Here is a 26130-nt window from a genome sequence, read left to right on the forward strand (position 1 = left end):
GGAACGCGAGATCGGAACACGAACACCTCTCGACACGCACGGCTCGGGAAACGCCCAGCTCCAAGAAGGGTTGTCATGACGTCCAAGCAGAGGACCGGACGCGCACTCGCGCTGACCACCGTCGGCGCACTGAGTCTCGCGCTGCTCAGTCCCGCGGCACACGCGGGCGCGGACGGGGTGCGGCCGGAGTGCCCGCGCGGTCTGGACTGCGACTGGGTCCCGGCCGCCTACCAGCAGACGGGCGATCCGGCCGACAAGGAGACGTACGGCAACTACGACACCGCGGACCGGCCGCACAGCAACAAGATCAAGTTCATTGTCCTCCACGACACGGAGGAGGACTTCGACACCACCCTGAAGATCTTCCAGAACCCGCTGAAGCAGACCTCGGCGCACTATGTCGTGCGATCCGGCGACGGGCATGTCACGCAGATGGTGAAGAACAAGGACGTCGCCTGGCAGGCCGGCAACTGGTACGTCAACAGCCATTCGATCGGCATCGAGCAGGAGGGCGTCGCCACCGAGGGCGCGAAGTGGTACACCCCCGAGATGTACCGCTCGACAGCGGCGCTGGTGCGCTACCTCGCCGCCAAGTACGACATCCCCCTCGACCGCCAGCACATCATCGGCCACGACGGGGTGCCGCCCACCAGTGCCGCCGGCACCAAGGGCATGCACTGGGACCCGGGCACCTACTGGGACTGGAACCGCTTCATGGCGCTCCTCGGCAAGCCCACCGTGCCGACCGCCCGCAAGAGCAGCGAACTGGTCACCGTCAGCCCCCGGTTCAAGGACAACCAGCAGGCGTTCCGCGACTGCGAGAAGGGCATCGACCTCCCCGTACAGGGCTCCAGCGCCGTGCCGCTGCACACGGAACCCTCCGAGGACGCGCCGCTCTTCTCCGACCCGGGCCTGCACACGGACGGCTCTCCCGGCACCAACTGCGCCGCCGACTGGGGCAGCAAGATCAGCGCCACCCAGCAGGCGGTCGTCGCCGACCACGCACCCGGCTGGACGGCGATCTGGTGGTACGGCAAGAAGGCCTGGTTCAGCACCCCGGCCCGTACCCGCACCACCACCCCCACGTCCGGCTACGTGGTCAGGCCGAAGGCCGGCAAGGCGGAGGTGCCGGTGTACGGCGTCGCGTACCCGGAGAAGTCCGAGTACCCCGCCGACTTCGCGGACCAGCGGGTGGGCACGGCCCTGCAGTACACCATCAAGGCCGGCCAGTCCTATCCCGGCGGCGGAGAGGCCCCCAACGGCTTCTTCTACGCACCGACGATCGACTCCTCCTACCCCCTGGACCACGCCTACTTCCGTGGCAAGGAGAAGTACGTGACGGTCCAGATCGGCCACCGCATCGCCTTCGTGAAGGCCTCCGACGTGGACATCGTCCGCGCCCACTGAGCGCATTCGCCTTCGCCGTCCCGAGCGGGCAGGACAGCACAACAGCGCGCTGCGGGCCAGGTGTGTCGGCACCGGACCCGCAGCGCGCATCCCCCGTCGGACAGGTCAGCGAGTGCCGACTGCGGCTCGAACCGCGCTCCGCGCCATGGCGCAGTCATCGTGCAGGCGGCGCAGCAGCAGCCGCTGCTCCTCACCCGAGGAGAGCGCACCCGGGCGCTCCTGCCCGGTCCGGGCCGGTGCGCTGGTGTCCCGCATGGCCCGCTGCAGGGCCGTCTCGTACGTACGGATCTCCCGTGTCAGCACGAGCATCAGATTGACCAGGAACGCGTCCCGCGCCGCAGGACCCGCGACCTGGGCCAGCTGGCTGATCTGACGCCGCGCCACCGGCGCGTCACCGAGAACCGCCCAGAGCGTCGCCAGGTCGTAGCCCGGCAGATACCAGCCGGCGTGCTCCCAGTCCACGAGTACCGGACCGGTGGGCGACAGCAGGATGTTGGAGAGCAGCGCGTCACCGTGGCAGAACTGCCCCATGCCCTGGCGGCCCCCGGCGTGAGCGAGGCCGTGCAGCAGCTTCTGCAGGTCCCCCAGATCGCGGTCGGTGAACAGACCGAGCTCGTGATAGCGCGCGATCCGTGCCGCGTAGTCCAGCGGGGCGTCGAAAAGACCGGCCGGTGGACGCCAGGCGTTGACCCGGCTGACCGCGCCGAGCACCGCACGCAGATCCGCCCGCGGCGGGGCCTCGGACGGGTGCCTGGTCAGCGCCGCCACCCGTCCGGGCATCCGCTCGATGACCAGGGTGCAGTTCTCCGGATCCGCTGCGATGAGCCGGGGCACCCGGACCGGCGGGCGGTGCCGGACGAACGCCCGGTATGCCGCTATTTCGTGGCGGAACCGCTCCGACCACGCGGGGGAGTGGTCCAGTAAACACTTGGCGACCGCGGTCGCGCGGCCGGTGGAACCGACGAGGAGAACCGAACGGCCGCTGCGCCGCAGTACCTGCACGGGGTTGAACTCCGGGCAGATCCGGTGCACCGAGGCGATCGCCATCCTCAGCTGAGCGCCCTGCGGACCGGACAGGTCCAGTCTTCCGCTGAGCGACGGGGCGCCCGGCCCTGGCACGCGCCGGGTCCGCCCGATGCCGGGCGCGGGGACGGCGGCGCGGGGGTCGAGATACGGTCCGCCACCCGCTCCCAGGGGACGCAGCGGCCGGGGCGGGGCGGACACGGAGGACGATGCTGTGTACATGGGCGAGACAGATCCCTTCGTGCGCCGACAAGTTGCGTGCGCCGCCCCGGCCGGCGGCCGTTCGGCACCCTGGGGAGTACCTAGGGCTGCCGGGCGGGGTGGCGCACTCCTACCTGACACCGGAGTGCCCATGGCAGAGAACGTGGCGACCCCTGGCGAAGGCTGGCGAATAGTCGCAGGGCATCTGACAGGGGGTTACTGTCAACACAGCCGAGAACCTGGGGGCTTGACGTGACCGGAGAACCCAACACCCGCCTTTCCGACCTGTTCGGCCTTGCCGGCTGGTCCAAGGGCGAACTCGCGAGAATGGTGAACAGGCAGGCGGCGGCCATGGGCCACCCCCAACTGGCCACCGACACCTCGCGCGTGAGGCGATGGATCGACATGGGGGAGTCCCCGCGCGATCCGGTGCCCGAAGTGCTGGCAGCCCTGTTCACCGAGCGGCTCGGTCGTGTCGTGACCATCGAGGACCTCGGGTTCGGCCGACGCGGGCGTGTGGGGAAACGGCGAGAGGCCGGGACGGACAACAATCCCGACCAACTCCCGTGGGCGCCCGAGCGGACGGCAGCGGTCCTCACCGAATTCACGGGAATGGACCTCATGCTCAACCGACGCGGCTTGGTGAGCGCGGGCGCCGCGCTCGCCGCCGGCTCCACGATCGCCGGCCCCATGCACGACTGGCTGCACACCGACCCCGTACTGGCGGCCGACGCCCCACGTATCGACGACTCCGTGCACGCGGACCCGGCCGGCTACGACCGGTACGAGGCCGCGCCCATCGGCTCGGAGGAGATCGAGGCGCTGGAACGCTCCGTGGAGGTGTTCCGCGCCTGGGACGCCTCCCGCGGCGGAGGCCTCCAGCGCAAGGCAGTGGTGGGCCAGCTGAACGAGGTGGGCGGCATGCTCGCCTACCGCCACCCCGACCACCTGCAGCGCCGCCTCTGGGGCGTCGCCGCCAACCTCGCCGTGCTCGCGGGCTGGATGTCCCACGACATCGGCCTCGAACCCACCGCCCAGAAGTACTTCGTCATCGCCGCGCACGCCGCGCGTGAGGGCGGTGACCGTCCGCGGGCCGGCGAGGCGCTCTCCCGGGCAGCCCGCCAGATGGTCCACCTGGGCCGTCCCGACGACGCACTCGACCTCATGAAACTCGCCAAGTCCGGCTCGGGCGACATGGTCCTGCCGCGAACCCAGGCGATGCTGCACACCATCGAGGCCTGGGCGCAGGCGTCCATGGGCCGGGGGCAGGCCATGCGGCGCACCCTGGGCCGGGCGGAAGAGCTCTTCATCTCCGACAAGGGAGATGTACCGCCGCCCAGTTGGATGCAGATGTTCGACGAGGCCGATCTGCACGGCATGCAGGCCCTGGCGTTCCGCACGCTGGCCGAGCACGACCCCTCGGCAGCCGTCACCGCTCAGCGCCACGCGAAGCAGGCGCTGGAACTGCGGGTCAACGGACGCCAGCGGTCGAAGATCTTCGACTACATCTCGCTCGCCTCGGCCTGCTTCATCGCCGACGACCCCGAGCAGGCCGACCGCTACGCACGACTGGCCCTGGTGACGATGGGGGAGACCTCCTCGCACCGCACCTGGGACCGGCTGCGCGAAATGTACCGGCTGACGGGTCAGTTCGCGGGCTACGCGAAGATCGAGGACCTGCGTGAGGAGATCCAGCTCTCGCTGCCCCAGAGCTCCATCATCAAGAGGCCCAGGCGTTCGGAGATCTGATCCTGGTGACACGAGGACGAGGCGCTGTCAGGAAGAGGCGCCCCGTGGGAATACCACCGTCCCCTTCAGCGCCCGTTCTTCCCCATCGATGCGGTTACGCGCCGATGCGGGCGATCAGCACGCACGCGTCGTCCAGTCGCTCGGCGCCGCCGAACTCCTCGGCGACGGTGCGTACGCATTCCTGCGCCGTACGGGCCTCGGCGAAGCGCGGTGCGAGTCCGAGCAGCGTTTCCGTGCTCGGGCGGAGACCGTTGTGCGTGCTCCCGGTGCCCCGGGCCAGCCCGTCGGTGTGGAGTACCAGCACATCACCGGGCAGCAGGTGTACTTCGTCCTGCTCGTACGCGACCCCGGACGCAGCCCCGAGGAGCACTCCGTCCGGCGGGGGGACCGGGCGCCCGACGCCGTTGCGGAAGAGCAGGGGCGCCGGGTGTCCGGCCTGCGCCCAGTCCAGCCTGCGGGTGGCCGGGTCGAACCGGCAGCACACCGCGCTGCCCAGTGCGGGCTGGATCGATGTCTCCAGTAACTGGTTGAGGTGCCCCATCAGGGCTCCGGGCTCGATCCCGGCCACCGCCATGCCGCGCAGCGCACCCAGGATCATCGCCATGGTGGAGGTCGCCTGGATACCGTGACCGGTCAGATCGCCGACCGTGAGCAGCGTACGGCCGTCCGGCAGCTGCATCGCGTCGTACCAGCCGCCGCCGATCAGGGCGCTGGAATCCGACGGCAGGTAGTGGGCCGCGATGTCCAGCGAACCGGGCCCCCGGCCCGGGAGGGTCAGCGACCCCCGCCACGGGGGAAGCACGGCCTCCCGCAGTTCCACGGCCATCCGGCGCTCGGTCCTCGCGATGTGCTGCTCTCGCTGGAGCGAGTCCTGGGTGCGGTGCACCACCTGCTGGCTGCGGCGCAGCGCGCTGACATCGCGCAGGACCGCCCACATGGAGGCCGTGCAGCCGTCCGCGTCCAGGACGGGTTCGCCCATCATGTGCAGGGTCCGCAGCTGCCCGTCCGTGCGCAGGATGCGGAACTCGCCGTCTATCGGCTTGCCGTCGACCAGGCAGTCGGTCACCAGGGCCGTGAGCAGGGGCTGGTCCTCGGGCAGGAGTACGGAGGGCAGGTCGTCCAGTGACAGCGGTCCCGCCTCGGGTGTGCGGCCGAAGATCTGGAGCAGTTCGTCCGACCAGCTCACCTCGTCGGTCAGCAGATTCCATTCGGCGCTGCCCACCCGGCCGATCAGCGAACCCGGCTGCTCGCCGGCGGGCGGGGCCTGGACGGCGGGCTGCGCCGCCCCGGCCGCGAACTGTTCCGCGGCCCCGGACGGCAGTCCCTGCCTGAGCTGTCCCAGGTGTGCGCCGAGATCATCGAGCTGATGGACCGCCAGATCGCACAGTGCGCGCTGCCAGCGCAGTTGCGGGTCGTCCTCGTCGATGAGGACGGTGTCACGCCGCACCGCGTCCACGTCTCCGCGCAGCCGGTGCGTCCGGTTGATCAACGCGTCGACGGCATCACGTTCGGACGGCTGGGGGGCGGGGCGGTCCGCAGGCGGGTGGGGCGGCATGTCGTACTCCGATACAGGCGCGGTACAACCAGGTCTGAGGGTGGACCGGATACGACTGTGGCACAGCCGACACGAGCCCGTAAGTAGTTTGGCAACACTCGACGCGTTCTTGCATCCGGCATATGTCAGCGGCTGATCGGAACCCGATTCCGTCGAACACCCTTGCTGTCTGCGGGCGTTGATGCAAGTCACCCCAGCGCCCGATGGCTGATGTGCGCCCGTGTGCGCCGTGCTCGCGCGGTGCGCGCGGGCCGCGCAGGGGCATATGCGGGCCGGAGCCCCCGCCTGGGCGGGGGCTCCGGGGGTGATGACCGTCTCCGTGGTGTCAGCAGAGGGCGATGCGGCCGTACGAGCCCATCTTCCACTTCCACTCGAGGGTCTCGCCGGGCGAGGTGGTCCAGCAACTCCTGTCGGGGCCGTTGTTGATCACCAGCTGGATGTGCATGTTCCGGCCGCAGTTGTTGGTCGTCCAGGCCGTCTTGTTCTGCTTGATGACGTCGCGCGCCACGCAGGCGGGCGCGGTGTCGCCGGCGGCGGCCGCCGGGCCTGCCGCGGTCATGCAGGAGGCCGTGATCATCGCGGTGGCCGCGAGAGTCGTCAGGGTGTTCTTCAGGCGCATGGCTCACGTTCCTAGGGGGTCGGCTGAAGTGCCGGGCACAGCGATCAACGAGCGCGGCGGTCCCGCGTGACGGCCGCCGAAGGGTGCTCGGGTGCCCGGTGGGAGGTGGCGGGCGGTCCGGGAATGCGCCGGGGTGCGCCCGCGTTGCACGAGCAGAACGAAAACGAATCCCGTTACCAACAAGGGTCGGGATCGGTACAGGAGCCCGGAGGTGCCCATGGCCCGCAGTGAGACCCGTCCTGTCGTCACGCTCCGCTCGACCGCCGGAACCGGTCGGAGCTATGTGACGCGCAAGAACCGCCGTAACAACCCCGACCGTCTGGTGCTGCGCAAGTACGACGCCGCCGCAGGCCTGCACGTGCTGTTCCGCGAGGAACGCTGACCGCCGCCCGACCCCTGCCGGACGGCCCCCGCCGTCCGTCCGTTCTCGCACCAGGGAAGGAATGCCCATGAAGTCCCGAATCCACCCCGTCTCCCGTCCGGTGGTCTTCCGTGACCGCGCCGCCGGAGCGGCCTTCCTCACCCGTTCCACCGCGGACTCCGACCAGCGGGTGACGTGGCAGGACGGCCGGAGCTACCCCGTCATCGACGTGGAGACCTCGTCGGCGAGTCACCCGTTCTACACGGGAACCCGTCAGGTGCTGGACACGGCCGGCCGGATCGAGCAGTTCAACCGCCGTTACGGCAACGGAGTGCCCGCCGCCGGTGAGTGATGCCGCGGTCCTCGTGGCCGGTTGCGAAGCCGTGCCCTCGCGGCCGGGGGTCCGTGCCCTGGATCACAGTCCGGGGTGCGGATTCCCGGGAACACGGCAAGATGATTTATCGTTCACCTATACGTGGCCGACGCGCTGAGCGCCCACACCAGAACCGCCCCGGCTGGAATCCCCCGATCCGGCCGGGGCTTCCCCCTGTCCGGGCGTATGCCGCCCTACGCCCGGACGGCCCGCCGCCCGGTAGCTTCGACGAGGAGCGCCACGGCCGCCAGTCCCGCCGCGGCCACGGCACCGGACGCAGACCACAGGCGCACCATCAGCGCCGCCAGTGCCGCGCCCGCCACGACGGCGAGCAGCCGGCCGGCCACCCAGCCGTCACCCGGACGCCACGACCCGAGGGCCAGCCGTCCGACGAGGGACGTCAGCGTTCCGGTGAAGTAGTTCGTGGGCGTCGCCCGGACACGGCCCTGGATGCCCATCGCGAGCCCCATGACGACCAGGAGGCCCAGCCGGTCCGCGTCCGACGTGATCAGGCCGCACGCCCACAGCACAGCGCCGGCCGTGAGCAGCACCACCTCGGCCGACAGCATGACGGGCAGCCGCCACCACGTCCGCTCACCCGCCACCGCGCCGCAGGCCACCCCGCACCCGTACGAGACCAGCGCGGTGACCACGCGCAGCGCGACTCCCTCCTCACCGGCCCCCGCGGCCGCGGCGCCCAGCAGCACCAGGTTGCCCGTCATCACACCGGCGAAGACCTGGCCGACACAGATGAAGACGAAGGCGTCCGCCGCCCCGGAGGCCGCCGAAAGCAGCAGCAGCGCCGCGTGGGCGCGGGGACCGTCCGCGGTGTCGCGGGCGGCCGGTTCGGTGGATGCGGGGGAAGTCGGCACGACAGCATCCTCGCCGCCGTCCGTCCGGCCGCACCGTGTTGCGCCCGGCGCGGCGCGGCGGATGCGGGCACCGGGGCCGCACGCCCGCAAGGCCCTCAGTCGAGGCCGCGCGCCTTCCTGAAGCGGGCCAGCCCGTCCGCCAGCTCCACCACCGGCTGTGGATAGTCCGGCCGGTCGTGCGACGGCCCCCGCAGTTTCCACGGCTCGTGCACGGCGGCCCCGGACACCGCGGCCAGCTCCGGTACCCAGCGGCGGACGTAGCTGCCGTCCGGGTCGTACCGTTTGCCCTGGACCACGGGGTTGAGTACCCGGTTGGGCCGGCTGTCCGTACCGGTCCCGGCCATCCACTGCCAGTTCAGCTGGTTGTTGGCGACATCGCCGTCGACCAGCAGGTCCAGGAAGTGCTGTGCGCCGATGCGCCAGTCCACGTACAGCGTCTTGGTGAGGAAGCCCGCGGTCAGGAGCCTCCCGCGGTTGTGCATCCATCCCTCGTGGCGCAGCTGGCGCATCGCCGCGTCGACCACCGGGTAGCCGGTGCGGCCCTGCCGCCAGGCCTCGACGTCCTTGCTCGCTTCCGCCCCGGAGCGCCAGCGGTCGTGCCGGGTGCGGTAGTCCTGGCGGGACGCGGCGGGCCGGGCCGCGAGGACCTGATGATGGAACTCGCGCCAGCACAGCTGCCGGACGAAGGCCTCGGCCCCCGCACCGCCGGCGGAGCGGGCCCGATGGATCAGTTCGACGGGGGACAGGGTGCCGAAGTGCAGATGCGGCGACAGCCGGGACGTGGTGTCGCCGGACAGGTCGTCGTGACCTTCCTCGTACCCGGCGAGCCCGTCGCGCCGCCATGCGGTCAGCTGCTTGCGGGCCTGCCGCTCACCGCCCTCCGCCAGGCCCTCCGACACCCCGGACACCGCGCCGCGGGCCGGCACCTTCTCGGACCCCGGGCCGTCCGGGACCCGGACGGTGCGGGGCGCGGCGAAGGCATCCCGTACCCGCTGGGCCGACCAACGCCTGAAGTACGGCGTGAACACGGCGAAGTGGTCGGATGCCGCAGGCGTCACGGCGCCGGGCGCGACGGCGGTGACCACGCCGTCGTGGACGTGCAGCCGCGCGCCGCCGGACTCCAGGGCCTCGCGCAGCCGCTCCTCACGCCGTCGTGCGTAGGCACTGACGCCGGCCGCGAGATGGACGTCCGCCGCACCGGTCTCCGAGACGATCCGGCCCACCTCCGCGACGACGTCGCCCGAGCGGATCACCAGCCGGCCGCCCCGCTCACGCAGCCCGGCGTCCAGATCCCGGAGACAGTCGGAGAGGAAGGCCAGGCGGTTCGGGGCGGCGAACCCGGACTCCTCGATCCCGCTGTCGCGGACGAACAGCGGCACGATCTCGTCCGAGGCAGCCAGGGCCGCCCGCAGGGGCGGGTGGTCGTGCAGCCGGAGGTCGGCAGTGAACAGGACGACCGCAACGGTCATGGCGCAACTCCTGGGGAGGCCGGGGACCTGCCATGCTGCCGTGCCCGGCACCGTCCGCGGGGCCACGGTCAGGGCGACACCGCGGCACTCGCCGGTTCGGGTGACGCGCTGCCCGCTGCCGTACGGGCGATGTTGCGGGCCATCCCGCCGAAGACGAGGGAGTGGAAGGGCCACACACTCCACCAGTACGCGTGACCGAGCAGCCCGCGCGGATGGAACAGGGCGCGCTGACGGTAACGCGCCCCGTTCGCGCCGTCGGGCTCCACCGACATCTCCAGCCAGGCCAGACCCGGCAGTCGCATCTCAGCCCGCAGCCTCAGCAGGCGGCCCGGCTCGATCTCCTCGACGCGCCAGAAGTCCAGTGAATCGCCCACCCGCAGCCGGTCGGTGTCCCGCCGTCCGCGTCGCAGGCCCACCCCTCCCACCAGCCGGTCGAGCCACCCGCGCACCGCCCAGGCGAGCGGGAACGAATACCAGCCGTGCTCGCCGCCGATGCCCTCGACGACTCGCCACAGCGCCTGCGGGGACGCGGCGACATCGCACCGTCGGGCGTCCGTGTACAGGCTGCCGCCGGCCCAGTCGGGGTCGGTGGGCAGTGGGTCGCTCGGGACCCCGGGAACCGACGCGGACGACCACCTGGTGGTGACCCGGGCCTCCCGGACCCGCTGCAGAGCCAGCCGCAGCGCCTTGTCGAGGTCGAACGGCTGCCCGGGCCCGTCGGGAACGTACGCGGCGATGTCGTGCTCCCGGCACACGACCTCGTACCGCAGCGACTCGGCGAGCGGGCGGGCGATCGACCGCGGCACGGGTGTGACCAGCCCGATCCAGTGGCTGGACAACCGGGGTGTCAGCATCGGGACGGGCAGGATCAGCCGGTGCGGAAGGTCCGCGACCTCCGCGTAACGCTGCATCATCTCGCGGTACGTGACGATGTCGGGCCCGCCGATGTCGAAGGTGCGGTTCACCTCACGCGGCATCCGGGCACTGCCCACCAGAAAGCGCAGTACGTCCCGGACCGCGACCGGCTGGATCCGTGTGGACACCCAGCTCGGCGTCACCATGACGGGCAGCCGCTCCGTCAGATAGCGCAGCATTTCGAAGGAGGCCGAGCCGGATCCGATGATGACGGCCGCCCGCAGCGCGGTGGTCGGGACGCCGGACGCCAGCAGGATCCTGCCGACCTCTGCCCGCGACCGCAGATGGGGCGACAGCTCCTGTTCCGGTACGCCGGACGGAATGAGCCCGCCGAGGTAGACGATGCGGCCGACCCCCGCGTCCCGCGCCTGCTCGCCGAAGACCGTGGCCGCCACGCGGTCCGTCTCCTCGAAACCACCGCCTGACGCCAAGGCGTGCACCAGGTAGTAGGCCACGTCGATGTCCCGCATCGCGGGGGCGAGCGACCGTGCGTCGGTGACGTCGCCGCGGACGATCTCCACGTCACCCGCCCACGGGTAGTCCCGCAGTTTCTCCGGGCTGCGCGCCAGGCAGCGCACCCGGTACCCCGCCGCGAGCAGTTCCGGGACCAGGCGCCCACCGATGTAGCCGGTGGCGCCGGTGACCAGACAGTGCAGAGGCTGATTCCCGTGGTCGCTCGTCATGAGATCTCCGGATCGGTTTCGTCCCGCCGTGTTCGCCGGGCCGTTCGCGTACCCGCACGTCCGGCCAGTCTGGCCCGTACCCGCCCGCGTCGCACCACGCCGGTCCGAGCGGCCGGAGACGTCAGGTGTGGTGCGGCCGGTCGGGGGCATCTGTCGCCCATGGACGCAGAGGCGGGAAGAGACACGCGCAACGGGACACGGCACAGGGCATGGAGTCATGTGCTGCTCCAGGTCGCCATTCTGGTGGCGGCCCTCCTGGCCATGGTCGGGTTCTCCGTCGTGCTGGCGAAGGTGACACTCACGCCGTCGCCCGCCTCGGAGGATCTCGTCACGTCGAACCTCCGCCCGGGGCGTTCGCTGCGGCAGTACGCCGAGGACTACACCTTCCTCGCCGCGTGCAAGCAGGCCGGCGGAAACCTCGTGCTGGGCATGCCGTTCGGCGTGCTGCTGCCCGTGCTCGTGCCGCGGCGGCTGCGCATGGTCCGCATGGTCCTGCTGACCGTTCTGGTCATCATCGTCGTCGAACTGGTGCAGGGAGCGCTGGTCGCGGGGCGGGCCTTCGACGTCGACGACGTCATTCTCAACACGGCGGGTGCGCTGCTCGGCTATCTGGTGCTGGGGCGGCGTCTGAGCCACCGCTATCACGTGCTGGCGGCCGAACCGTGGCGCGAGACCGTCCCGGCCCCGGCTCGGCGGCGGAAGCCCGCCCGCCCGGGGTCGGCAGCGAAGCCCGCGCGGAAGACGGCAGCGAAGACGACCGGGAAGCCGGGAGGGAAGTCGGCGGGGAAGACGACCGGGAAGACGGCAGCGAAGCCGGCAGCGAAGACGACCGGGAAGCCGAAGCCGACCGGCAAGCGAACCGGACGGGCGGCCACGTCGTGGACGAGGGTGCGCCAGGGAGTGCGCGCGAGCGTCACCCGCGGGCGCGGCCGCAAGAGCTGACCCGACAGCAGCGGGAGGCCGGCGGGCACTCGATCGGCCCGTCGCCGATTGCAGGCCGCCCCGGGTGGTCCCAGCGTGAGATCACGCCGCGTTGTCCCGCAGGCGTACGGATCACCCGCCGAAGGGGAGCGACATGGCCGACGCGCAGTGGAGTCCGGGGCGCAGGGCCGCAGACGCCGATGAGTTCCTGCCGGTGCTGGACATCATCGAACCGGCCCGGCAGCGCCGTCTCACCGCGCTGTTCCGTCTCCTCCTGCTGATCCCGCACTTCATCGTGCTGTTCTTCCTGGAGATCGCGGCGTTCTTCACCGTGGTGTTCGGCTGGTTCGCCGCCCTCGTACTGGGACGGCTGCCCGAACCCGTCTTCCGCTTCCTCGCGGCGACCCTCGCCTACCGCACCAGGGTCGCCGCGAGCAGCATGCTCCTCGTCGACAGCTACCCGCCGTTCACGCTGACCCAGCCGTCGGCGTACCCGGTCCGGATCGACGTCCGCCCGAGCCGGCTCAACCGGCTGGCCGTCTTCTTCCGGCTGATCCTGGTGATCCCCGCCGCCATCGTGCAGAGCCTCGCCACGTACGGGTGGTGGGCTCTGGCGATCGTGTGGTGGATCATCACCCTGGTCCTCGGACGCATGCCCCGCCCGCTCTTCGAAGCCACGGCGGCTACCCTCCGCTACGAGATGCGTGTGTCGGCCTACGTGACGATGCTCAGCCCCGCCTACCCCAAGGGCTTCTTCGGCGAGGACGCGCTCTCCGTACCGGAACAGCAGGGGCGTTCCGCGACCAGGCCCCTGGTCATGAGCACCGCGGGCAAGGCGCTGCTGGTCCTCTTCCTGGTCCTCGGGCTCATCGGCAGCATCACGACCTCCGTGACCGGCTCGTCGTCCGACGACACGGATTACGGGATGCACGCGTAAAACACTCGTGCGAACCGTGCGTCGACCGGCATGATCGTCGGATGACATGGACAGCACCTGAAGCCACCCGTACCGACGGTTCGCTCGTCGCCGCTGAGCGGGAGATGCTCACCGGATACCTCGGATGGTTCCGCGCCACCCTTCTCCAGAAGTGCGCCGGCCTGACCGGCGAGCAGCTCGCAGAGCGGACCACCCCGCCGTCGAACCTCTCCCTGCTCGGACTCCTGCGCCACATGGCCAAGGTCGAACGCACATGGTTCAGGCAGCGGTTCGCCGGCGAGGACCTCGCCCCCATGTACGACCCGGAGAAGGGCAAGGACGCGGACTTCGAGGACCTCGATCCGGCCCGGGCCGCCGAGGACTACGCCCGGCTGGTCGAGGAGTGCCGCCTGGCGGACGAGATCATCGCCGGCGCGTCGTTCGACGACACGTTCGTCCACAACGGAGAGGTTTTCTCGCTGCGCCTGGTACACGTTCACATGATCGGCGAGTACGCACGCCACATCGGCCACGCCGATCTGGTGCGCGAGCGCCTGGACGGAGTGACCGGAGCCTGAGGCGGGGCGCGGACGGGACGGAGGACGACACCATGGCCGACCGGTGGGTGAGGCTGGAGCTGGACCTGAACACATTCGACGCGGACCGGTTCGAGGCGTACGTCACCCGTTGCCGGGACGAGGGCGTCCGTCTGACGACACTCGCCGAACTGGGCGACACCCCGGAGCACCGGCGCGCGCTGTACGAGCTCAACAAGGAGTGTTCGGCCGACATCCCGGAACGGGGCGAGTTCTTCTCGTACGAGGAGTTCTGCACCCGCCGGTTCGACGCGCCTTCGTACGATCCGCGCGGCGTCGTGCTCGCACTGGACGGCGACGACTGGATCGGCCTGGCGGCCACCTCCCGCCACGAGGGTTTCCTCTTCAACGAGATGACCGGGGTGAGGGCCTCCTACCGGGGCCGGGGCGTCTCCGTCGCCATGAAGACGTTCGGGATGCGGTTCGCCACGCTGTGCGGGGTGCGCAGGATCCGTACCTTCCATCATCCGGCGAACGACAGCGCCATCGGAATGAACCGCGCCATGGGCTACACCGACACCGAATGAGCCGGGCCGGACGGTTCCCGCGGACCGACACGTCGGGGGAGCGGGGTTTTCCGGCCGCCGGTGGTGTTGAAGCCATGATGAGCAGGACGCGGCCGACGGGCGCCGCGAACGGATGTCGACGACGGGACAACTGCCATGCCGCTTCAGGGCGAGTACGAACCGAGCCCCACCCCTCACGTCCGTGACCAGGTCGAGCAGTACGAGAGCTCGGGCGGGACGAAGGGGACGACCATGCGGGGGATGCCGGTCATCGTCCTGACGACGCTCGGCGCCAGGAGCGGGAAGATCCGCAAGACGCCCCTGATGCGGGTCGAGCACGACGGCTCGTACGCCGTGGTCGCCTCGTTGGGCGGGGCTCCGCGCCACCCGGTCTGGTACCACAACCTCACCGCCGACCCGCGTGCCGAACTGCAGGACGGCCCGGTGCGCCGGGACATGACCGCCCGTGAGGTGACCGGCGAGGAGAAGGCGCTCTGGTGGGAGCGCGCCGTCGAGGCGTACCCCGACTACGCCGACTACCAGGAGAAGACCGACCGGCAGATCCCCGTCCTCGTACTGGAACCGGTGGACGCCGGCCACTGAACACCACGGGCACGAGCGCGGACAGGGCGACGGGATACGCTCCAGCACGGCTCCTGAGGCGTGGGGCCGAGCGGAAGGATGCACCACCAGATGACAGACAACTCCGAGCTGGTCGCGTTCGTCCGGGCGCGTCTCGACGAGGAAGAAGAGGCCGCACGTGCGGCCGGCGGCCAGGGCTGGCGGTGCCCGGCCGAGGTGCCCGGTGAGATCCACGACCGGACCGGTGCCATCGCGTTCACCCTGAGGACGCACGGCTACGACCGCCACATCGCTCTGCAGGACCCCGCGCGCACCCTCCAGCGCATCGAGACCAACCGAGTGCTCCTGGACGAGTACGCGGAGGTCGCCGCCCTGGACGTCGACCGTCCGCAGCGGGACTTCGCCTCGGGCCGGGCCTTCGGCCTGGGGTTCGTGGTCCGGCAGATGGCCGCGGAACACGCCGGGCACCCCGGTTACCAGGTGAAGTGGCTGCCCCGTTTCACGCAGTAGGCACGTCGTGCCGGGAGACGGCTCGCCTCTCCCGGCACGGTGAAGAGCCCGGGTCCCAGGGCCCGGGCCGGCCGCTGCCGCCCACGAGCGGCCGTCGTCCGGTCAGAGCGGGTTGGTGCCGCCCTCGCCCTTGGTGGACACCTGATCGCTCCGCTCCTGGAGCCGGCGCGCCTTGTCCTCCAGACGCCGGCGCTCCTGCGGATCGGAGACGCGCTCGGCCGCCTCCTTCATCTCCTGCGCCTTCGCGCGAATGCGCTCCGCGCGGCCGCCGGTTTCATCCGCAACACTCATGATCACTCCTGGGTCTCGGGGGAGAGCCGACCCCACCAGCGAATCAGCGCGTTCCCACACCTGCATCTCGAACGGTCACGCGCCGCCACGGAATGCGGTGCGACCTGCGCTGTCGGACAGTGGTATCCCATCGACGACGGCACGGGAGCGCACCATGAATGCTCGCTTGAACCTGTTCGCCAACGCGGCCGGGGCCAAGTTCTTCAAGTACATCAACTCGGCGGACAAGGTGATCGTGGGCTCGACCCTTCCGGCCGCCACGCAGGAACTGGTGAAGCTCCGCGCGAGTCAGATCAACGGCTGTGGCTTCTGTACCGACATGCACACCAAGGACGCCGCGCACGCCGGGGAGACCGAGATCCGTCTCCACCTGGTCGCCGCCTGGCGGGAGGCGACGGTGTTCACCGAAGCCGAGCGCGCCGCGCTGGAGCTGGCGGAGCAGGGCACCCGCATCGCCGACGCGGCCGGAGGCGTCACGGACGAGGCCTGGGCGAACGCCGCCGAGCACTACGACGAGGACCAGCTCGCCGCCCTGGCGATGCTCATCGCCCTCATCAACGCCTACAACCGGGTGAACGTCATCGTCCAGCAGCCCGCGGGCGACTACCAGCCGGGCCAGTTCGGGTAGCCGGCACCGGTGATCCCGGCACCGACGGAGCCCGCCGGTCGCTGAGGCATCATGGGGTCAGTGATCACAATTCATCTGAAGTACGAGATCGACCCCGACCGCATCGAGGACTTCGAGGAGTACGGCCGGAGATGGGTCGCCCTCGTGAACCGGTTCGGCGGCACCCACCACGGCTACTTCCTGCCCAGCGAGGGTGACAGCGACATCGCCTACGCGCTCTTCTCGTTCCCCGGATTCGCCGCGTACGAGCGTTACCGCACGGACAGCGCCACCGATCCCGAATGCCAGGCCGCGTTCGAGCTGGCGCGCCGCACCGGATGCATCCGGCGGTACGAGCGCCGGTTCCTGCGTCCCCTGGACACCGGGACGACGGAGGCCCCCGGTGCTGCCTGACGGCAGGCCTTCCGCGCAGCAGGGTACGGGCCGGCTCCGCGCTACTTGCCGAGCTTCTCGGCCAGGGCCGCCCGTCGGGCGAACAGCTCGTCCTTGGACGCCGCCATCTCACGGAGGGCCGTCTTCCGGTCCCGCTGGGCGAGCCGGTCCAGATACAGCCGGCCACGAAGGTGATCGGTCTCGTGCTGAAGGCACCGCGCGAAGTATCCCCGGCCCTCGATGACCAGGGGCTCGCCGTTCCTGTCCCGGCCGCGTACGACGGCGCGGTCGAGGCGGGGCACCATCCGGTAGGGCCCCGGAACGGACAGGCATCCTTCGGACTCCTCGATCAGACGGCGCTGCACGGCCGGAACCTCCACCAGGACCGGGTTGGCGATGTGCCCGACATGCCGCACCCCCCACTCGTCCGTGATGTCCCACACGAACAACTGCAGGTCCACGTCTACCTGGTTGGCAGCGAGCCCCGCGCCTTCCGCCACCTGATTCGTGGCGAACATGTCGTCGATCAGGCGCGACAGCTCCGGCGTGCCGAACCGGGTGACCTCCTGGCAGCGGCGCCCCAGGATCTCCTCGCCGACGACGGTGATGCGGCGTACCGAACCCCGTGCGGCCTCCGGAGCGACCCGCGGGTACGTATCCACCGGCTCTCCCAGCAGACGCACCCGGCGGTCCTGCGCAGTGTGGTCGAACCGAACCGCCATGGAGCATCAACGCCTTCCGTGTATGCCGCGGCCGGCCGGGGCATCGGGACCCGGCCGGCCTGTGGCGCCACTTGACCGAATGCTTTGCAAAGTAGCACCCTTTGCAAAATGAGCGACGAGAACCGCCAAGTCCCCTGCGTGGACCCCCTGCTGCACCGCGCCCGCCCGCGCCTGCCCGACCACCCGGTGCGCGTGGCACTCCTGGACCTGCTCGCCGAGGTCGGCACGGTCACGTCCACCCAGGCGGCCGCCCGGCTCGGCCACAGCTCCGGACTGTGCTCCTTCCATCTGCGGCAGCTGGCCCGGCACGGCCTCATCGAGGAGGCGCCGCACAGCGGCGGTCGCGTGCGGCCGTGGCGGCTTCGCTGGGCGCCCGCCGAGGAGGGGCCCGAGGAGTTCGCCGTGACGGCACGCGGACTGGAGGACGAGAGCTACCAGCACTGGCTGGCGCACCGGGACGAGGCGCCGGGCGAGTGGCGGCACGACGCGTCCTTCAGCGCCGTGGTCCACCTCACCCCGGCGGAGACGGCCGAACTCGCCGCCTCGATCCGCCACCTGGTGGCCGGCTACCGCGACCGGGACGAGGATCCAGCGGCTCGGCCCGCCGGTACGGTGCCCGTCGCCGCGATCACCCGGCTGTTCCCTCTCCTGGGCAGCTGAGCCCCCACGCCCGTGCGCGGGGAAGTGCCATGAGGGTTGAGGTCTCAGGCTCCGCCCAGATCGGCGCTCAGCCAGTGCTCGGGCCGCATGTGGATGACCACCTGCTCACCGTGCTCCCGCCACGCGAAGTCGACGTAGCCGTCGACCTTCTCCGGTGGGAGATAGCGCGACGAGATCTCCACCAGCTGCTCGCGGGTGGCGTCGCGGGTCATGATGACGCCGCCCTCGACGGAGACGTAACGAACGGTCGGCGTGACCCGTTCGACCATCATGGAGAACCGGCCGGCCGCGGCGATCGAGATTCCCTTCAGGGAGTCGCGGCCCGTCATGATCCACAGGTCGCCACCTGGTTCGTACATGTACCAGATCGGCACGACGAGAGGAGCCCGGCCCTCCTTGGCCGAGGTCACGGCCAGTGCCGCCACATGCGGCTCGGCCAGGAACTGTTCGCGTTCTTCACGGGTCAGAGGCACGGGGAACTCCTTCTGGTTCGTAGCGATTCCTGTCCGGCTTCGCGGGGGTACCGCCTGCCGCCGTGTGGATGACGTCGTCCAGGACCTCGCGGGAGCGGAGGAGGTCGTCGATCATGCGGTCGATCCGGTTCCGCTCGGTGGTGAGCTCTTCGACCAGGGCGGGGGTGGCCCGCAGGGAGGGACCGCCGTCCTCGTCGCGCATGCAGGGCAGGATCCGCGCGATCTTCGAACTGTGCAGACCGGCCGCGTAGAGCTCCTGAATGCGGATGACCCGGTCGACGGCCCTCTCGGGGTAGTCGCGGTGACCGCCCGGCGTCCGGTCGGCTGCCAGCAGCCCTTGCTCCTCGTAGTAGCGCAGGGAACGCTCCCCGACACCGGTACGAGCCGCCAGTTCCCCGATCCGCATACGCACCCCAGGAGTTGAATCTCACATCAATGTCAGGTTCTACGTTACCGGCATGACGCACACACAGCAGGAAACCTCCGTATCCCGACTCTTCGAACCTGCCCAGCTCGGTGGCATCGGACTGGCGAACCGGCTGGTCATGGCTCCGCTGACGCGAAATCGCGCCGGGGCCGACGGCGTCCCGGGCGAGCTGATGGCCACCCACTACGCACAACGTGCCTCGGCCGGCCTGATCATCGCCGAAGGCACGACCCCGAACGCCGTCGGGCAGACCTATCCGCATATCCCGGGGATTCACAGCCCCGCTCAGATCGCCGGATGGCGTCGGGTCACCGACGCGGTGCGTGCGGCTTCCGGCCGGAGCCCGATGTTCCTCCAGTTGCAGCACGGCGGCAGGGTCGGTCACCCCGACACCAGCGGTCACCTCCCGCTCGCACCGTCCGTCGTGCGCTTCCCGGAGACGCTGCAGACACCGGGCGGGCTCCGGAACGGGGTCGCGCCCCGCGAGATGTCGGCGCGGGACATCAGGTCCACCATCGCCGACTTCGCCACGGCGGCCCGCAACGCCGTGGAAGCAGGCTTCGCCGGCGTGGAGGTGCACTCGGCCAACGGCCATCTGCTGCACCAGTTCCTGGCCGGGAACACCAACCGCCGCACCGACGCGTGGGGCGGCCCGGCAGCCAACCGCGTCCGCTTCACGGTCGAAGTGACGCGGGCCGTGGCGGAGGCCATCGGTCCGGAGCGGGTCGGCGTACGCATCTCGCCCGGAGCGGACGTCAACAGCGTCGAAGAGGGCGACACCGAAGACCTCTACGCGGCCCTCCTGCCCGCACTCGCTCGCATCGCTCCCGTCTATCTGCACGTGGTCCACGCCGACCCGGACCAGCCCCTCTTCACCCGGCTCCGCAAGGCCTGGCCCGGCACGCTGATCGCCAATCCGGTGCTGTCGCGGGAGGAGGCAGCGGCTGACGGCGGCATGGAGCGAGGGGAGCGGCTCCTGGCCGAGGGCGCCGAACTGATCGCCCTGGGCCGCGGGTTCCTCGCCAACCCCGACTTCGTCGAGCGACTGCGCACGGGCGCGCCGCTCAACGAGATCCGCCCCGAGTTCCTGATGCACGTCCACGGGGAGGAGGGGTACAACGACTATCCCGTGCTCGCGCGGCTCTGAAGGGTACGGGCCGGGAGCAGGCCGGCCCGTACCCTTCCCGTCGGGGCACGGTGTGTGTCAGCTTCCGCTGTTCCCCGGTGGGCGGCGGCGCATCAGCTCCGAGAGCTTCCGCCGAGGGGGCCGGGCGGTGATGTCGCCGCCGCGGGACTGCCCCGTCAGCCGCACCTGGAGGACGGGGTGAGCGGCCGGACCGGACTGCGGACCGATCTTGATCTCTCCGCTGCTGCGCACCAGTCCGTCCGTGTCGACGGCGACGCCCGGCCTGGTCACGAGGATCAGGTTTCCGCCGATCCGCAGGTCGACATCGATGTGCAGGGTGTGGTGGGTGATCACCGCGTCCGTGAAGTCGAGCTTCGCCTCGCAGAACATCAGCCGGATCTCCATCCGGCGCGGTACGAGCCAGCGGCCGGTACGGCTGACATCGCCGAACCGCTGGTCGATCCTGACGAGGTCCTTGGCCTGCGGCGGCATTCCCTCCGAGGGCAGATCGGCGGTCAGCCGGGCCAGCTCGTCCTGGGTGCGGGCGGAGAGCGCGGCGTCCAGGCGCTCATCCAGCTCGGCCGCGGTGAGCCGGCCGTCGCCCGCGGCGACCTGGAGAATCTCCACCACCTGGTCCCGCTCGCGGTCGGATGCCCGAAGCCCGGGCCGTTCGTCACGTCCTGAGGAGTCGTCGGCCGACCGCAGTTCACCCGTCATACCCGCATTTTCGCCGAGGGCCCGCGGTCCCGCAACGTCCTTGATCGCGGGCGCGGGGTGGGAGCCCTTCCGGCGGGCATCGTTGTCCGCTCAGCGGGTCAGGTTGCGCAGGAACCGTGCGGCGACCGGGCCCGCGTCGGCGCCGCCGGACCCCCCGTCCTCCAGGAGGACCGCCCACGCGAGGTCGGAGTCGCCCTGATAGCCGATCATCCAGGCGTGGGTGCGGGGCGGCTTCCCGGTTCCGAACTCGGCCGTGCCGGTCTTCGCGTGCGGGTGCCCGGGCAGCTCCCGCAACGCGCGGGCGGACCCCGAGGTCACGGTGGCACGCATCAGCTCGCGGAGCTGACCGGTGACCTCGGCATCGAGCGCCGCCGGAGCGGTGAACCTCTTCTTCACCGCGTCCGGCACCAGAATCGGCTGGCGGAACGCGCCGTTCTTGACGGTGGCCGCGATGGAGGCCATGACCAGCGGCGATGTCTGGACCCGTGCTTGACCGATGGTGGCCGCTGCCTTGTCGTTGTCGCTCGTGGTGACCGGCACGCTGCCGTCGTACGTGGTCGTTCCCACGTCCCAGCTGCCCCCGATCCCGAACGCCTGAGCGGCATCCCGCAGGTCGGTGTCGGCAAGCCGGCTGCGGGCGTTGACGAAGTAGGTGTTGCAGGACTGGGCGAAGACATCGGTGAAGGTCGAGCCGGCCGGGAGCGAGAACTGTCCCTGGTTCTCGAAGCGCTGGCCGTTGACGTGAGCGAACTTCGGGCAGGCCGCGCCGTCCCCGGGCCGGGTGCCGCCCTTCAGCAGAGCCGCCGTGGTGACCACCTTGAACGTGGAGCCGGGTGGGTAGCGCCCTTCGAGGGCACGGTTGAGGCCGCCGGGCCGGTTGACCGCGGCGAGAATATGGCCGTTGCGCGGATCGATGGCGACGATGGCCGCGTTGTGCTCCGTCCCGGCCACGGCGTCGGCTGCCGCCGTCTGGATGCGGGAGTCGATGGTGGTCCGTACCGGTCGGCCCTCGGCGGACCCGGCTGCGCCGAGGTTCTTGAGAGCGAGTCCGCTCTGCCGGTCGGCCACCACGAGCGACTTGCCTGCCTTCCTGCCTCCGGAAAGCACCTTGTCGTACCGGGCCTCAAGACCCGAGGCGCCCTTCCCGCTGACCGGGTCGACGGTGCCCACCAGCGACGCGGCCCGCAGCGGCCGGCCCCCGCTGTCGAGCACCTTCGCCCGGGTGTCGTCCGCCTTGAGGGCGAGTGTCTGCCCCGCCTTCAGCTCCGGGTGGATCATCGGCGAGGTGAATTCGACCTTCCATGTTCCGGAGATCCGGTTCACCTGGGCCCGGGAGCGCCAGGTGACCTTTCCCGCTCCAGGAACCTCCATGGCCACGGAGAAGGGGAAGCGGACCTTGCCGTCCCCCTCCTTGCTGCCGCTGTCGTTGACGATGGTGGTGCGGGAGGGCTTGAGGTTGGTCAGTACCGAGGTGAGGAGCGACGCGGCGTTGTCGGGCGTGTCCGTGTGGCCCGCGGCCCCCTTCGCGTCGTGCCTCTCCCATGCCGCGAGGAACGCAGCCAAGGGCTTCCGCGCGGCTGCGACCTGCGGATCGTCCTCTTCCGCGTCGCCGCCCCAGACGCTGTAGGCGCCGTAGCCGCCTCCGGCGAGCAGGGCAAGGGCGACGAGGATGCCGAGCTGCCGCCGTCCGCGGCGCCGCGGTTCGTATCCCGTGTACGTGTTCCGGCTGCGGGCACGCGTCAAGGTGCTCTCTCCGTTCCGATTCCGTCCGATCGCCCGCCGGAGACCACCCCCGGCGTCGGCAGAGGGCGCGCATGTGCGGGCGGTCCGTCCACCGCCCTGCCGAAGCCCTCGCGGGCAACCCCCGTCGGGAGTCAAACCCGCCGCCGGACACATGTCGAATAGGCTCTCGGCATCAGGGTGATTCGCAAGCCGTATCGCCGCATGCCAGGGGGGACAGTGCTGACCGAACGGCATCTGGAAATCTTTGTCGCGCTGGCGGAGGAGGAACACTTCGGCACAGCCGCTCAGCGGGTGGGCATCACGCAGCCACCACTGTCGCAGGGCCTGCGCAGACTGGAGGCCATGCTCGGAGTCCGCCTGTTCGACCGTGAGCGCGGGGTGTTCCTCACCGAGGAGGGCGCGCTGCTGCTGCCACACGCCCGCCGGGCCCTGGCCGCCCTCGCCGAGCTGCGGGAGACCGGTGCCCGCGAGCACGCGGACGGCAGACGTCTGCGGCTCGGGCTGGCCCCCGAAGTGCCGGCACCCCTCGCAGCCGATGTGGCATCGGCACCCGTCCGGGCCGGTGAACGGAACAGGATCGGCATGGTGACGGCGTCAACGGCCGCGCTGCTCAGTGATGTCGAGGCAGGGCGCCTCGACCTGGCGGTGATCCGGCACCCCTCGGTACTGCACGGCCTGGCCGCCGGTCGCGTGATCCTGCTGCCGACCTGGTTCCTTGCCCCTGAGGGCCGCCAACAGGCAGGTGGAGCGGTGCCGTTGGACCTTCCGTTCGCCGTGCGTCCGCGTGCCGAGGCACCGGCGGCCCACGACCTGTTCATCGACACGCTGGCCAGCCGCGGGCGCCGGGTGGACATCGTGGCCGTCGCCGACGAGCGTGCCGGCCTCGCCCTGGTCGCGTCGGGCCAGGCGGTGCTGGTCACGGCGGACGACGCGCTGACAGCCTCCGGGGTCGTGCGCCGGGCGGCGACGGATCCGCCACTGCCCCTCCGGCTGCGCGTGGCCTGGAACCCGCGGCGTCCCGGTGCGGCCGAGACGGCCTCGACGGCGCGACTGCTCGAGGACGCCCTGGCCCGGAAGGCGGCACGGTGACGGGCCCGCGGCGCCGCAGTGGCGTGGAGCGCACCATCCGTGGCATGTTCGACGACGCGGGAGTCCGGGGCTGGCTGCACGTGGCGGAACTGCACCGCCCGTCGGCCGGCGTCACGATCGATCCCGACGTCCCCCTGCCCATGGGCTCGGTCTACAAGGTGCCCCTCATGGTCGCCTTCTGCCGGCTCGCGGACGCGGGTCTGATCGACCCCGGCCGCCGGCTGACCCTGGAACCGGTGGACCGCGTCCCCGGACCGACCGGCGTCTCCCTTCTTCGGGACCCCGTCACCATGTCGCTGCGCGACCTGGTGACGCAGATGATGAGCATCTCCGACAACACCGCGGCCGCCGCCGTTCTCCGGGAGGTCGGCGCCGACGCGGTCGACGCCATGTGCCAGGAACTGGGCATGCCCGGCACACACATCCACGGAGGCGTCGTCAGCACGTTCAGCCGGCTCGTCGCCGAAACGGGTGCCCGGTCGCTGGACGCCGCCCTGGCATGCGTGAGCGACAACGACACCATCGTGCCGGCGGGCGTGTACGACCCGGCGTTCAAGGCCTCCAGCACGGCGTCGGACATGGCACGCCTCCTGCGCGCGATCTGGACCGGACGGGCCGCCTCCGAGGACAGCTGCGCCTTCATGCGCGAGGTCATGCGCAGTCAGCCGTGGACGCACCGGCTCGCCTCCGGCTTCCCCTACGACGACGTCACCGTGTACGGGAAGACCGGCACCTTCGGGGCGTTGCGCCACGAGGCGGGCGTCGTCGAACTCGCGGACGGCAGCGCCTATACGGCGGTGGTGTTCACCCAGGCGGCCCGGGCCGACACCAAGCTGCCCCGCGCCGACGCGGTGATCGGTGCGGCGGCGCGGGCGGCTGTGGAGGAACTGCGGGGGACCCAGGACACCTGAGAGGGGGCGGCCTCTCGCCGCGGAGGTGCCGGTGTGCCGGAGCCATGGCCGACGCCGGACTTCCGCGGACACCGCGAACCGGTCTCCGCGCCACGTCAGGCGAACAGCCGACTGGGGTGGGAAGCGCGACGGGCGGCCGTCAGCAGGGCGTGGATCCGCGGTGCTGCCTGGTTCATCTCGGTCACGGGCGTCGCGAACGGCAGCCGTACGTCGCGCCGCTTGCGGGCGTACTCGAGGCGCAGGGTGATGCCGTACCGGTCCAGCGCCACAGGGAGGGCGCGCAGCATGCTCTTGTCCGGCACGGGGCGCACGAGGCGCAGCAGGAGCGGTACGAGTTCTGCGTGACTGTCCATCAGGTGGGTCAGCATGTCCGCCTCGTGCGGGGCGACCGGATCGGGGGTGGCGGTCTGGAGTGCGGACAGCGGAACGAACGTGCGGCTCCCGCCGTCGTCGATAACCGCCTGGCCGAACTCCATGCAGACGCTGCTGGTGGCTTCCGCGTCGTACGGCGCGGCCAGCAGCCCGGTCATCGTGACCCGGGCGCGCAGCCGGTCGCGTACGGGTGTGGGCGCGACATCCGTGAACTCCAGCCGGACCGGGACGGGCGCGGCCGGATGTGCGGGGTTGGTCCCGGACGGCTCATGGAGGTGGACATGGCCCATCGCGGCCGTGCCGTCGAGGCGATGGACCTCGACGGGTTCCAGGCCGTCACTCACCACCGTCATCGAATGGGCACCGGTGAGGACCGACAGCATGCGCTCGGCGGGAGTCGGCTGTGTGACGCGGGCGCTGAAAGGGCGCATCCAAGGTCTCCTGAGGGAGGGGGACGAGATCCAAGTAACTTAGGTATGCCTAACCTAACCTACTTGTTGGGGTGGAGGGAGCAGGGGAGGGGGATACGGCCGGAACGCGACGCGGGTGAAGGCGGGAGCGCGTGTGGGTGTGCTGACGTCCCGTGAGGGGTGTGCGGGTGCTGCTCCATTCGGCGCCGGCCCGGCCGAGGCCGAGTGGCGAGCCGTTCGGGCGGCACTTAGCGTCACCCAGGCCGAGGGGCATTGCTCGCTATTGAGGACAAAAGGTCCACAGCTGCTTCTCGAGAACCCGGAGAACCATCATGCGCGTGATACGTGTCGCTTCTGTCGCCCTGCTCGGTGCCGCCGCTCTCGGAGTCGCTGCTCCGGCGGCCCTCGCCGACGACGGGAACCACAACATCACGTCGTTCGGCTTCACCGTCTCCCCGTCGACGGTGGCCCCCGGCGGCACCGTGACGCTCAACGCGACCGGGTGCGAGGTGCCGTCCGTGACCGTCAGCTCGGGAGTGTTCGACACCGTCACTCTTGAGGAGGGCCGCTCGGCCACCGCGCGCGTCGATGACGACGCCAAGCCCGGCGCCGAGTACGAGGTGACCTTCGACTGCAAGGGGGAGAAGGGCACCACGCCGCTGACGATTCGCGGGGGATCGGGCCACGACGACCCCACGGGCTCGGTGATGCCGGGCAACGGTGTCCGGGCCGGAGCCGGTGGCAGCCTCTCCGGCATGAGCCCGGGCGAGATCGGTGCGGGAGCCGCCTTCGTCGCGGGCGCCCTCGGGTTGGGTGCCTACAAGATGCGCCGCCGTTCCGGCAGCAACGCCTGACCGGGACAGCGCTGAAGGGCCGGGCCCTGCCGAAGGGCCCGGCCCGGGGACCACAGGACCGAAAAGCGGAGAAGACG

General features: G+C 70.8%; 29 protein-coding genes and 1 pseudogene. 17 read left to right on the forward strand and 13 right to left on the reverse strand.

From position 1 onward, the window contains the following. The first annotated feature begins 75 nt into the window (after nt 1–75). Nucleotides 76–1407, forward strand: a complete 1332-nt coding sequence (locus OG959_RS37770; RefSeq protein WP_326665878.1) for an N-acetylmuramoyl-L-alanine amidase — start codon at nt 76–78, stop codon at nt 1405–1407. Between the two features lie 105 nt (nt 1408–1512). Here the strand turns inward: OG959_RS37770 and OG959_RS37775 are convergent, their stop codons facing one another. Next, on the reverse strand, nt 1513–2652 hold the full coding sequence (locus tag OG959_RS37775) for an aminoglycoside phosphotransferase family protein (protein ID WP_326665880.1): 1140 nt from the start codon (nt 2650–2652) through the stop codon (nt 1513–1515). A gap of 231 nt (nt 2653–2883) precedes the next feature. Between OG959_RS37775 and OG959_RS37780 the strand changes: the two genes are divergently transcribed. Next, nucleotides 2884–4380, forward strand: a complete 1497-nt coding sequence (locus OG959_RS37780; RefSeq protein ID WP_326665881.1) for a DNA-binding protein NsdB — start codon at nt 2884–2886, stop codon at nt 4378–4380. Nucleotides 4381–4474: 94 nt separating this feature from the next. On the opposite strand, the gene OG959_RS37785 is transcribed toward OG959_RS37780, so the two are convergent. Together OG959_RS37785 and OG959_RS37790 are read right to left on the reverse strand one after the other, a co-directional pair. After that, entirely contained in the window at nt 4475–5935 is a 1461-nt protein-coding gene (locus OG959_RS37785; protein WP_326665882.1) for a PP2C family protein-serine/threonine phosphatase, read from the reverse strand. A 325-nt stretch (nt 5936–6260) separates the two neighbouring features. Then, nucleotides 6261–6554: a hypothetical protein gene (locus tag OG959_RS37790; RefSeq protein WP_148018266.1), complete on the reverse strand. Its 294-nt coding sequence runs from the start codon at nt 6552–6554 to the stop codon at nt 6261–6263. A gap of 217 nt (nt 6555–6771) precedes the next feature. Between OG959_RS37790 and rpmG the strand changes: the two genes are divergently transcribed. Both rpmG and OG959_RS37800 read left to right on the forward strand, forming a co-directional pair. Beyond that, complete coding sequence (gene rpmG / locus OG959_RS37795; protein ID WP_326665885.1) at nt 6772–6936, forward strand: 50S ribosomal protein L33; 165 nt, start codon at nt 6772–6774, stop codon at nt 6934–6936. Between the two features lie 67 nt (nt 6937–7003). After that, nucleotides 7004–7267: a type B 50S ribosomal protein L31 gene (locus OG959_RS37800; protein WP_326665887.1), complete on the forward strand. Its 264-nt coding sequence runs from the start codon at nt 7004–7006 to the stop codon at nt 7265–7267. Nucleotides 7268–7380: 113 nt separating this feature from the next. Here the strand turns inward: OG959_RS37800 and OG959_RS37805 are convergent. The 3 genes and pseudogenes from OG959_RS37805 to OG959_RS37815 form a co-directional block, all read right to left on the reverse strand. Further along, nucleotides 7381–8085: pseudogene (locus tag OG959_RS37805) on the reverse strand (YoaK family protein). Nucleotides 8086–8255: 170 nt separating this feature from the next. Continuing rightward, nucleotides 8256–9629: a cryptochrome/photolyase family protein gene (locus tag OG959_RS37810; RefSeq protein ID WP_326665889.1), complete on the reverse strand. Its 1374-nt coding sequence runs from the start codon at nt 9627–9629 to the stop codon at nt 8256–8258. Between the two features lie 68 nt (nt 9630–9697). Beyond that, on the reverse strand, nt 9698–11227 hold the full coding sequence (locus OG959_RS37815) for an SDR family oxidoreductase (RefSeq protein WP_326665891.1): 1530 nt from the start codon (nt 11225–11227) through the stop codon (nt 9698–9700). Between the two features lie 159 nt (nt 11228–11386). Between OG959_RS37815 and OG959_RS37820 the strand changes: the two genes are divergently transcribed. From OG959_RS37820 to OG959_RS37845, 6 genes are all read left to right on the forward strand, one after another. Further along, a complete protein-coding gene (locus OG959_RS37820; protein WP_442805711.1) occupies nt 11387–12169 on the forward strand; it encodes a VanZ family protein in 783 nt (260 codons plus the stop codon). Between the two features lie 133 nt (nt 12170–12302). Then, entirely contained in the window at nt 12303–13085 is a 783-nt protein-coding gene (locus OG959_RS37825) for a DUF4389 domain-containing protein (RefSeq protein WP_326665895.1), read from the forward strand. 41 nt (nt 13086–13126) lie between these two features. Next, entirely contained in the window at nt 13127–13642 is a 516-nt protein-coding gene (locus OG959_RS37830; protein ID WP_326665897.1) for a DinB family protein, read from the forward strand. Between the two features lie 32 nt (nt 13643–13674). Then, complete coding sequence (locus tag OG959_RS37835) at nt 13675–14187, forward strand: GNAT family N-acetyltransferase (protein ID WP_326665899.1); 513 nt, start codon at nt 13675–13677, stop codon at nt 14185–14187. Nucleotides 14188–14322: 135 nt separating this feature from the next. After that, complete coding sequence (locus OG959_RS37840) at nt 14323–14769, forward strand: nitroreductase family deazaflavin-dependent oxidoreductase (RefSeq protein ID WP_326665900.1); 447 nt, start codon at nt 14323–14325, stop codon at nt 14767–14769. A 90-nt stretch (nt 14770–14859) separates the two neighbouring features. Beyond that, entirely contained in the window at nt 14860–15258 is a 399-nt protein-coding gene (locus tag OG959_RS37845) for a DUF6221 family protein (RefSeq protein WP_326665901.1), read from the forward strand. 102 nt (nt 15259–15360) lie between these two features. Here OG959_RS37845 and OG959_RS37850 read toward each other — a convergent pair whose 3' ends face one another. After that, nucleotides 15361–15549, reverse strand: a complete 189-nt coding sequence (locus OG959_RS37850; RefSeq protein ID WP_219566791.1) for a DUF6381 family protein — start codon at nt 15547–15549, stop codon at nt 15361–15363. Nucleotides 15550–15703: 154 nt separating this feature from the next. Here OG959_RS37850 and OG959_RS37855 point away from each other — a divergent pair, with 154 nt between their 5' ends. Next, the gene (locus OG959_RS37855) at nt 15704–16177 is read left to right on the forward strand and encodes a carboxymuconolactone decarboxylase family protein (RefSeq protein WP_326665904.1); all 474 of its coding nucleotides are present in this window, start codon (nt 15704–15706) and stop codon (nt 16175–16177) included. A 60-nt stretch (nt 16178–16237) separates the two neighbouring features. Beyond that, complete coding sequence (locus OG959_RS37860; protein WP_326665906.1) at nt 16238–16570, forward strand: NIPSNAP family protein; 333 nt, start codon at nt 16238–16240, stop codon at nt 16568–16570. Nucleotides 16571–16611: 41 nt separating this feature from the next. On the opposite strand, the gene def is transcribed toward OG959_RS37860, so the two are convergent. Continuing rightward, a complete protein-coding gene (gene def / locus OG959_RS37865) occupies nt 16612–17271 on the reverse strand; it encodes a peptide deformylase (protein WP_326665908.1) in 660 nt (219 codons plus the stop codon). Between the two features lie 108 nt (nt 17272–17379). Between def and OG959_RS37870 the strand changes: the two genes are divergently transcribed. After that, complete coding sequence (locus OG959_RS37870; RefSeq protein ID WP_326665910.1) at nt 17380–17931, forward strand: helix-turn-helix domain-containing protein; 552 nt, start codon at nt 17380–17382, stop codon at nt 17929–17931. Nucleotides 17932–17975: 44 nt separating this feature from the next. On the opposite strand, the gene OG959_RS37875 is transcribed toward OG959_RS37870, so the two are convergent. Then, nucleotides 17976–18404 carry a pyridoxamine 5'-phosphate oxidase family protein gene (locus OG959_RS37875; protein ID WP_326665912.1) on the reverse strand — a complete coding sequence of 143 codons (429 nt, stop codon included), beginning with the start codon at nt 18402–18404 and terminating at the stop codon, nt 17976–17978. Further along, nucleotides 18388–18810 carry a MerR family transcriptional regulator gene (locus tag OG959_RS37880; RefSeq protein WP_326666837.1) on the reverse strand — a complete coding sequence of 141 codons (423 nt, stop codon included), beginning with the start codon at nt 18808–18810 and terminating at the stop codon, nt 18388–18390. Before OG959_RS37880 ends, OG959_RS37875 begins: the two co-directional genes overlap by 17 nt. A 52-nt stretch (nt 18811–18862) precedes the next feature. Here OG959_RS37880 and OG959_RS37885 point away from each other — a divergent pair, with 52 nt between their 5' ends. Beyond that, nucleotides 18863–19978, forward strand: coding sequence for an alkene reductase (locus OG959_RS37885; protein WP_326665914.1), 1116 nt, complete (start codon nt 18863–18865; stop codon nt 19976–19978). Between the two features lie 57 nt (nt 19979–20035). Here OG959_RS37885 and OG959_RS37890 read toward each other — a convergent pair whose 3' ends face one another. Next, nucleotides 20036–20674, reverse strand: a complete 639-nt coding sequence (locus OG959_RS37890) for a DUF1707 SHOCT-like domain-containing protein (protein ID WP_326665916.1) — start codon at nt 20672–20674, stop codon at nt 20036–20038. Between the two features lie 90 nt (nt 20675–20764). Further along, nucleotides 20765–22417 carry a penicillin-binding transpeptidase domain-containing protein gene (locus OG959_RS37895; protein ID WP_326665919.1) on the reverse strand — a complete coding sequence of 551 codons (1653 nt, stop codon included), beginning with the start codon at nt 22415–22417 and terminating at the stop codon, nt 20765–20767. Nucleotides 22418–22633: 216 nt separating this feature from the next. On the opposite strand from OG959_RS37895, the gene OG959_RS37900 reads away from it, so the two are divergent. Both OG959_RS37900 and OG959_RS37905 read left to right on the forward strand, forming a co-directional pair. Then, complete coding sequence (locus OG959_RS37900; protein WP_442805769.1) at nt 22634–23506, forward strand: LysR family transcriptional regulator; 873 nt, start codon at nt 22634–22636, stop codon at nt 23504–23506. A 44-nt stretch (nt 23507–23550) separates the two neighbouring features. Next, a complete protein-coding gene (locus OG959_RS37905; RefSeq protein WP_326665923.1) occupies nt 23551–24417 on the forward strand; it encodes a serine hydrolase in 867 nt (288 codons plus the stop codon). A gap of 95 nt (nt 24418–24512) precedes the next feature. On the opposite strand, the gene OG959_RS37910 is transcribed toward OG959_RS37905, so the two are convergent. Further along, nucleotides 24513–25220 carry a DUF2470 domain-containing protein gene (locus OG959_RS37910; RefSeq protein WP_326665925.1) on the reverse strand — a complete coding sequence of 236 codons (708 nt, stop codon included), beginning with the start codon at nt 25218–25220 and terminating at the stop codon, nt 24513–24515. 311 nt (nt 25221–25531) lie between these two features. On the opposite strand from OG959_RS37910, the gene OG959_RS37915 reads away from it, so the two are divergent. Next, a complete protein-coding gene (locus OG959_RS37915) occupies nt 25532–26053 on the forward strand; it encodes a hypothetical protein (RefSeq protein WP_326665927.1) in 522 nt (173 codons plus the stop codon). Nucleotides 26054–26130: the final 77 nt, after the last annotated feature.

The organism is Streptomyces sp. NBC_00385 (assembly GCF_035917155.1).
Classification (GTDB): Bacteria; Actinomycetota; Actinomycetes; order Streptomycetales; family Streptomycetaceae; genus Streptomyces; species Streptomyces poriferorum.

Excerpts from the sequence above, each read along its gene's own strand:
- OG959_RS37770 (WP_326665878.1), top strand. The coding sequence starts at position 76 with ATGACGTCCAAGCAGAGGACCGGACGCGCACTCGCGCTGACCACCGTC.
- OG959_RS37850 (WP_219566791.1), bottom strand. The coding sequence starts at position 15,549 with ATGAGTGTTGCGGATGAAACCGGCGGCCGCGCGGAGCGCATTCGCGCG.
- OG959_RS37905 (WP_326665923.1), top strand. The coding sequence starts at position 23,551 with ATGTTCGACGACGCGGGAGTCCGGGGCTGGCTGCACGTGGCGGAACTG.
- rpmG (WP_326665885.1), top strand. The coding sequence starts at position 6,772 with ATGGCCCGCAGTGAGACCCGTCCTGTCGTCACGCTCCGCTCGACCGCC.
- OG959_RS37820 (WP_442805711.1), top strand. The coding sequence starts at position 11,387 with ATGGACGCAGAGGCGGGAAGAGACACGCGCAACGGGACACGGCACAGG.
- OG959_RS37880 (WP_326666837.1), bottom strand. The coding sequence starts at position 18,810 with ATGCGGATCGGGGAACTGGCGGCTCGTACCGGTGTCGGGGAGCGTTCC.
- OG959_RS37910 (WP_326665925.1), bottom strand. The coding sequence starts at position 25,220 with ATGCGCCCTTTCAGCGCCCGCGTCACACAGCCGACTCCCGCCGAGCGC.
- OG959_RS37815 (WP_326665891.1), bottom strand. The coding sequence starts at position 11,227 with ATGACGAGCGACCACGGGAATCAGCCTCTGCACTGTCTGGTCACCGGC.
- OG959_RS37800 (WP_326665887.1), top strand. The coding sequence starts at position 7,004 with ATGAAGTCCCGAATCCACCCCGTCTCCCGTCCGGTGGTCTTCCGTGAC.
- OG959_RS37835 (WP_326665899.1), top strand. The coding sequence starts at position 13,675 with ATGGCCGACCGGTGGGTGAGGCTGGAGCTGGACCTGAACACATTCGAC.
- OG959_RS37885 (WP_326665914.1), top strand. The coding sequence starts at position 18,863 with ATGACGCACACACAGCAGGAAACCTCCGTATCCCGACTCTTCGAACCT.
- OG959_RS37915 (WP_326665927.1), top strand. The coding sequence starts at position 25,532 with ATGCGCGTGATACGTGTCGCTTCTGTCGCCCTGCTCGGTGCCGCCGCT.
- OG959_RS37785 (WP_326665882.1), bottom strand. The coding sequence starts at position 5,935 with ATGCCGCCCCACCCGCCTGCGGACCGCCCCGCCCCCCAGCCGTCCGAA.
- OG959_RS37830 (WP_326665897.1), top strand. The coding sequence starts at position 13,127 with ATGACATGGACAGCACCTGAAGCCACCCGTACCGACGGTTCGCTCGTC.
- OG959_RS37840 (WP_326665900.1), top strand. The coding sequence starts at position 14,323 with ATGCCGCTTCAGGGCGAGTACGAACCGAGCCCCACCCCTCACGTCCGT.
- OG959_RS37775 (WP_326665880.1), bottom strand. The coding sequence starts at position 2,652 with ATGTACACAGCATCGTCCTCCGTGTCCGCCCCGCCCCGGCCGCTGCGT.
- OG959_RS37890 (WP_326665916.1), bottom strand. The coding sequence starts at position 20,674 with ATGACGGGTGAACTGCGGTCGGCCGACGACTCCTCAGGACGTGACGAA.
- OG959_RS37825 (WP_326665895.1), top strand. The coding sequence starts at position 12,303 with ATGGCCGACGCGCAGTGGAGTCCGGGGCGCAGGGCCGCAGACGCCGAT.
- OG959_RS37845 (WP_326665901.1), top strand. The coding sequence starts at position 14,860 with ATGACAGACAACTCCGAGCTGGTCGCGTTCGTCCGGGCGCGTCTCGAC.
- OG959_RS37810 (WP_326665889.1), bottom strand. The coding sequence starts at position 9,629 with ATGACCGTTGCGGTCGTCCTGTTCACTGCCGACCTCCGGCTGCACGAC.
- OG959_RS37870 (WP_326665910.1), top strand. The coding sequence starts at position 17,380 with ATGAGCGACGAGAACCGCCAAGTCCCCTGCGTGGACCCCCTGCTGCAC.
- OG959_RS37790 (WP_148018266.1), bottom strand. The coding sequence starts at position 6,554 with ATGCGCCTGAAGAACACCCTGACGACTCTCGCGGCCACCGCGATGATC.
- def (WP_326665908.1), bottom strand. The coding sequence starts at position 17,271 with ATGGCGGTTCGGTTCGACCACACTGCGCAGGACCGCCGGGTGCGTCTG.
- OG959_RS37855 (WP_326665904.1), top strand. The coding sequence starts at position 15,704 with ATGAATGCTCGCTTGAACCTGTTCGCCAACGCGGCCGGGGCCAAGTTC.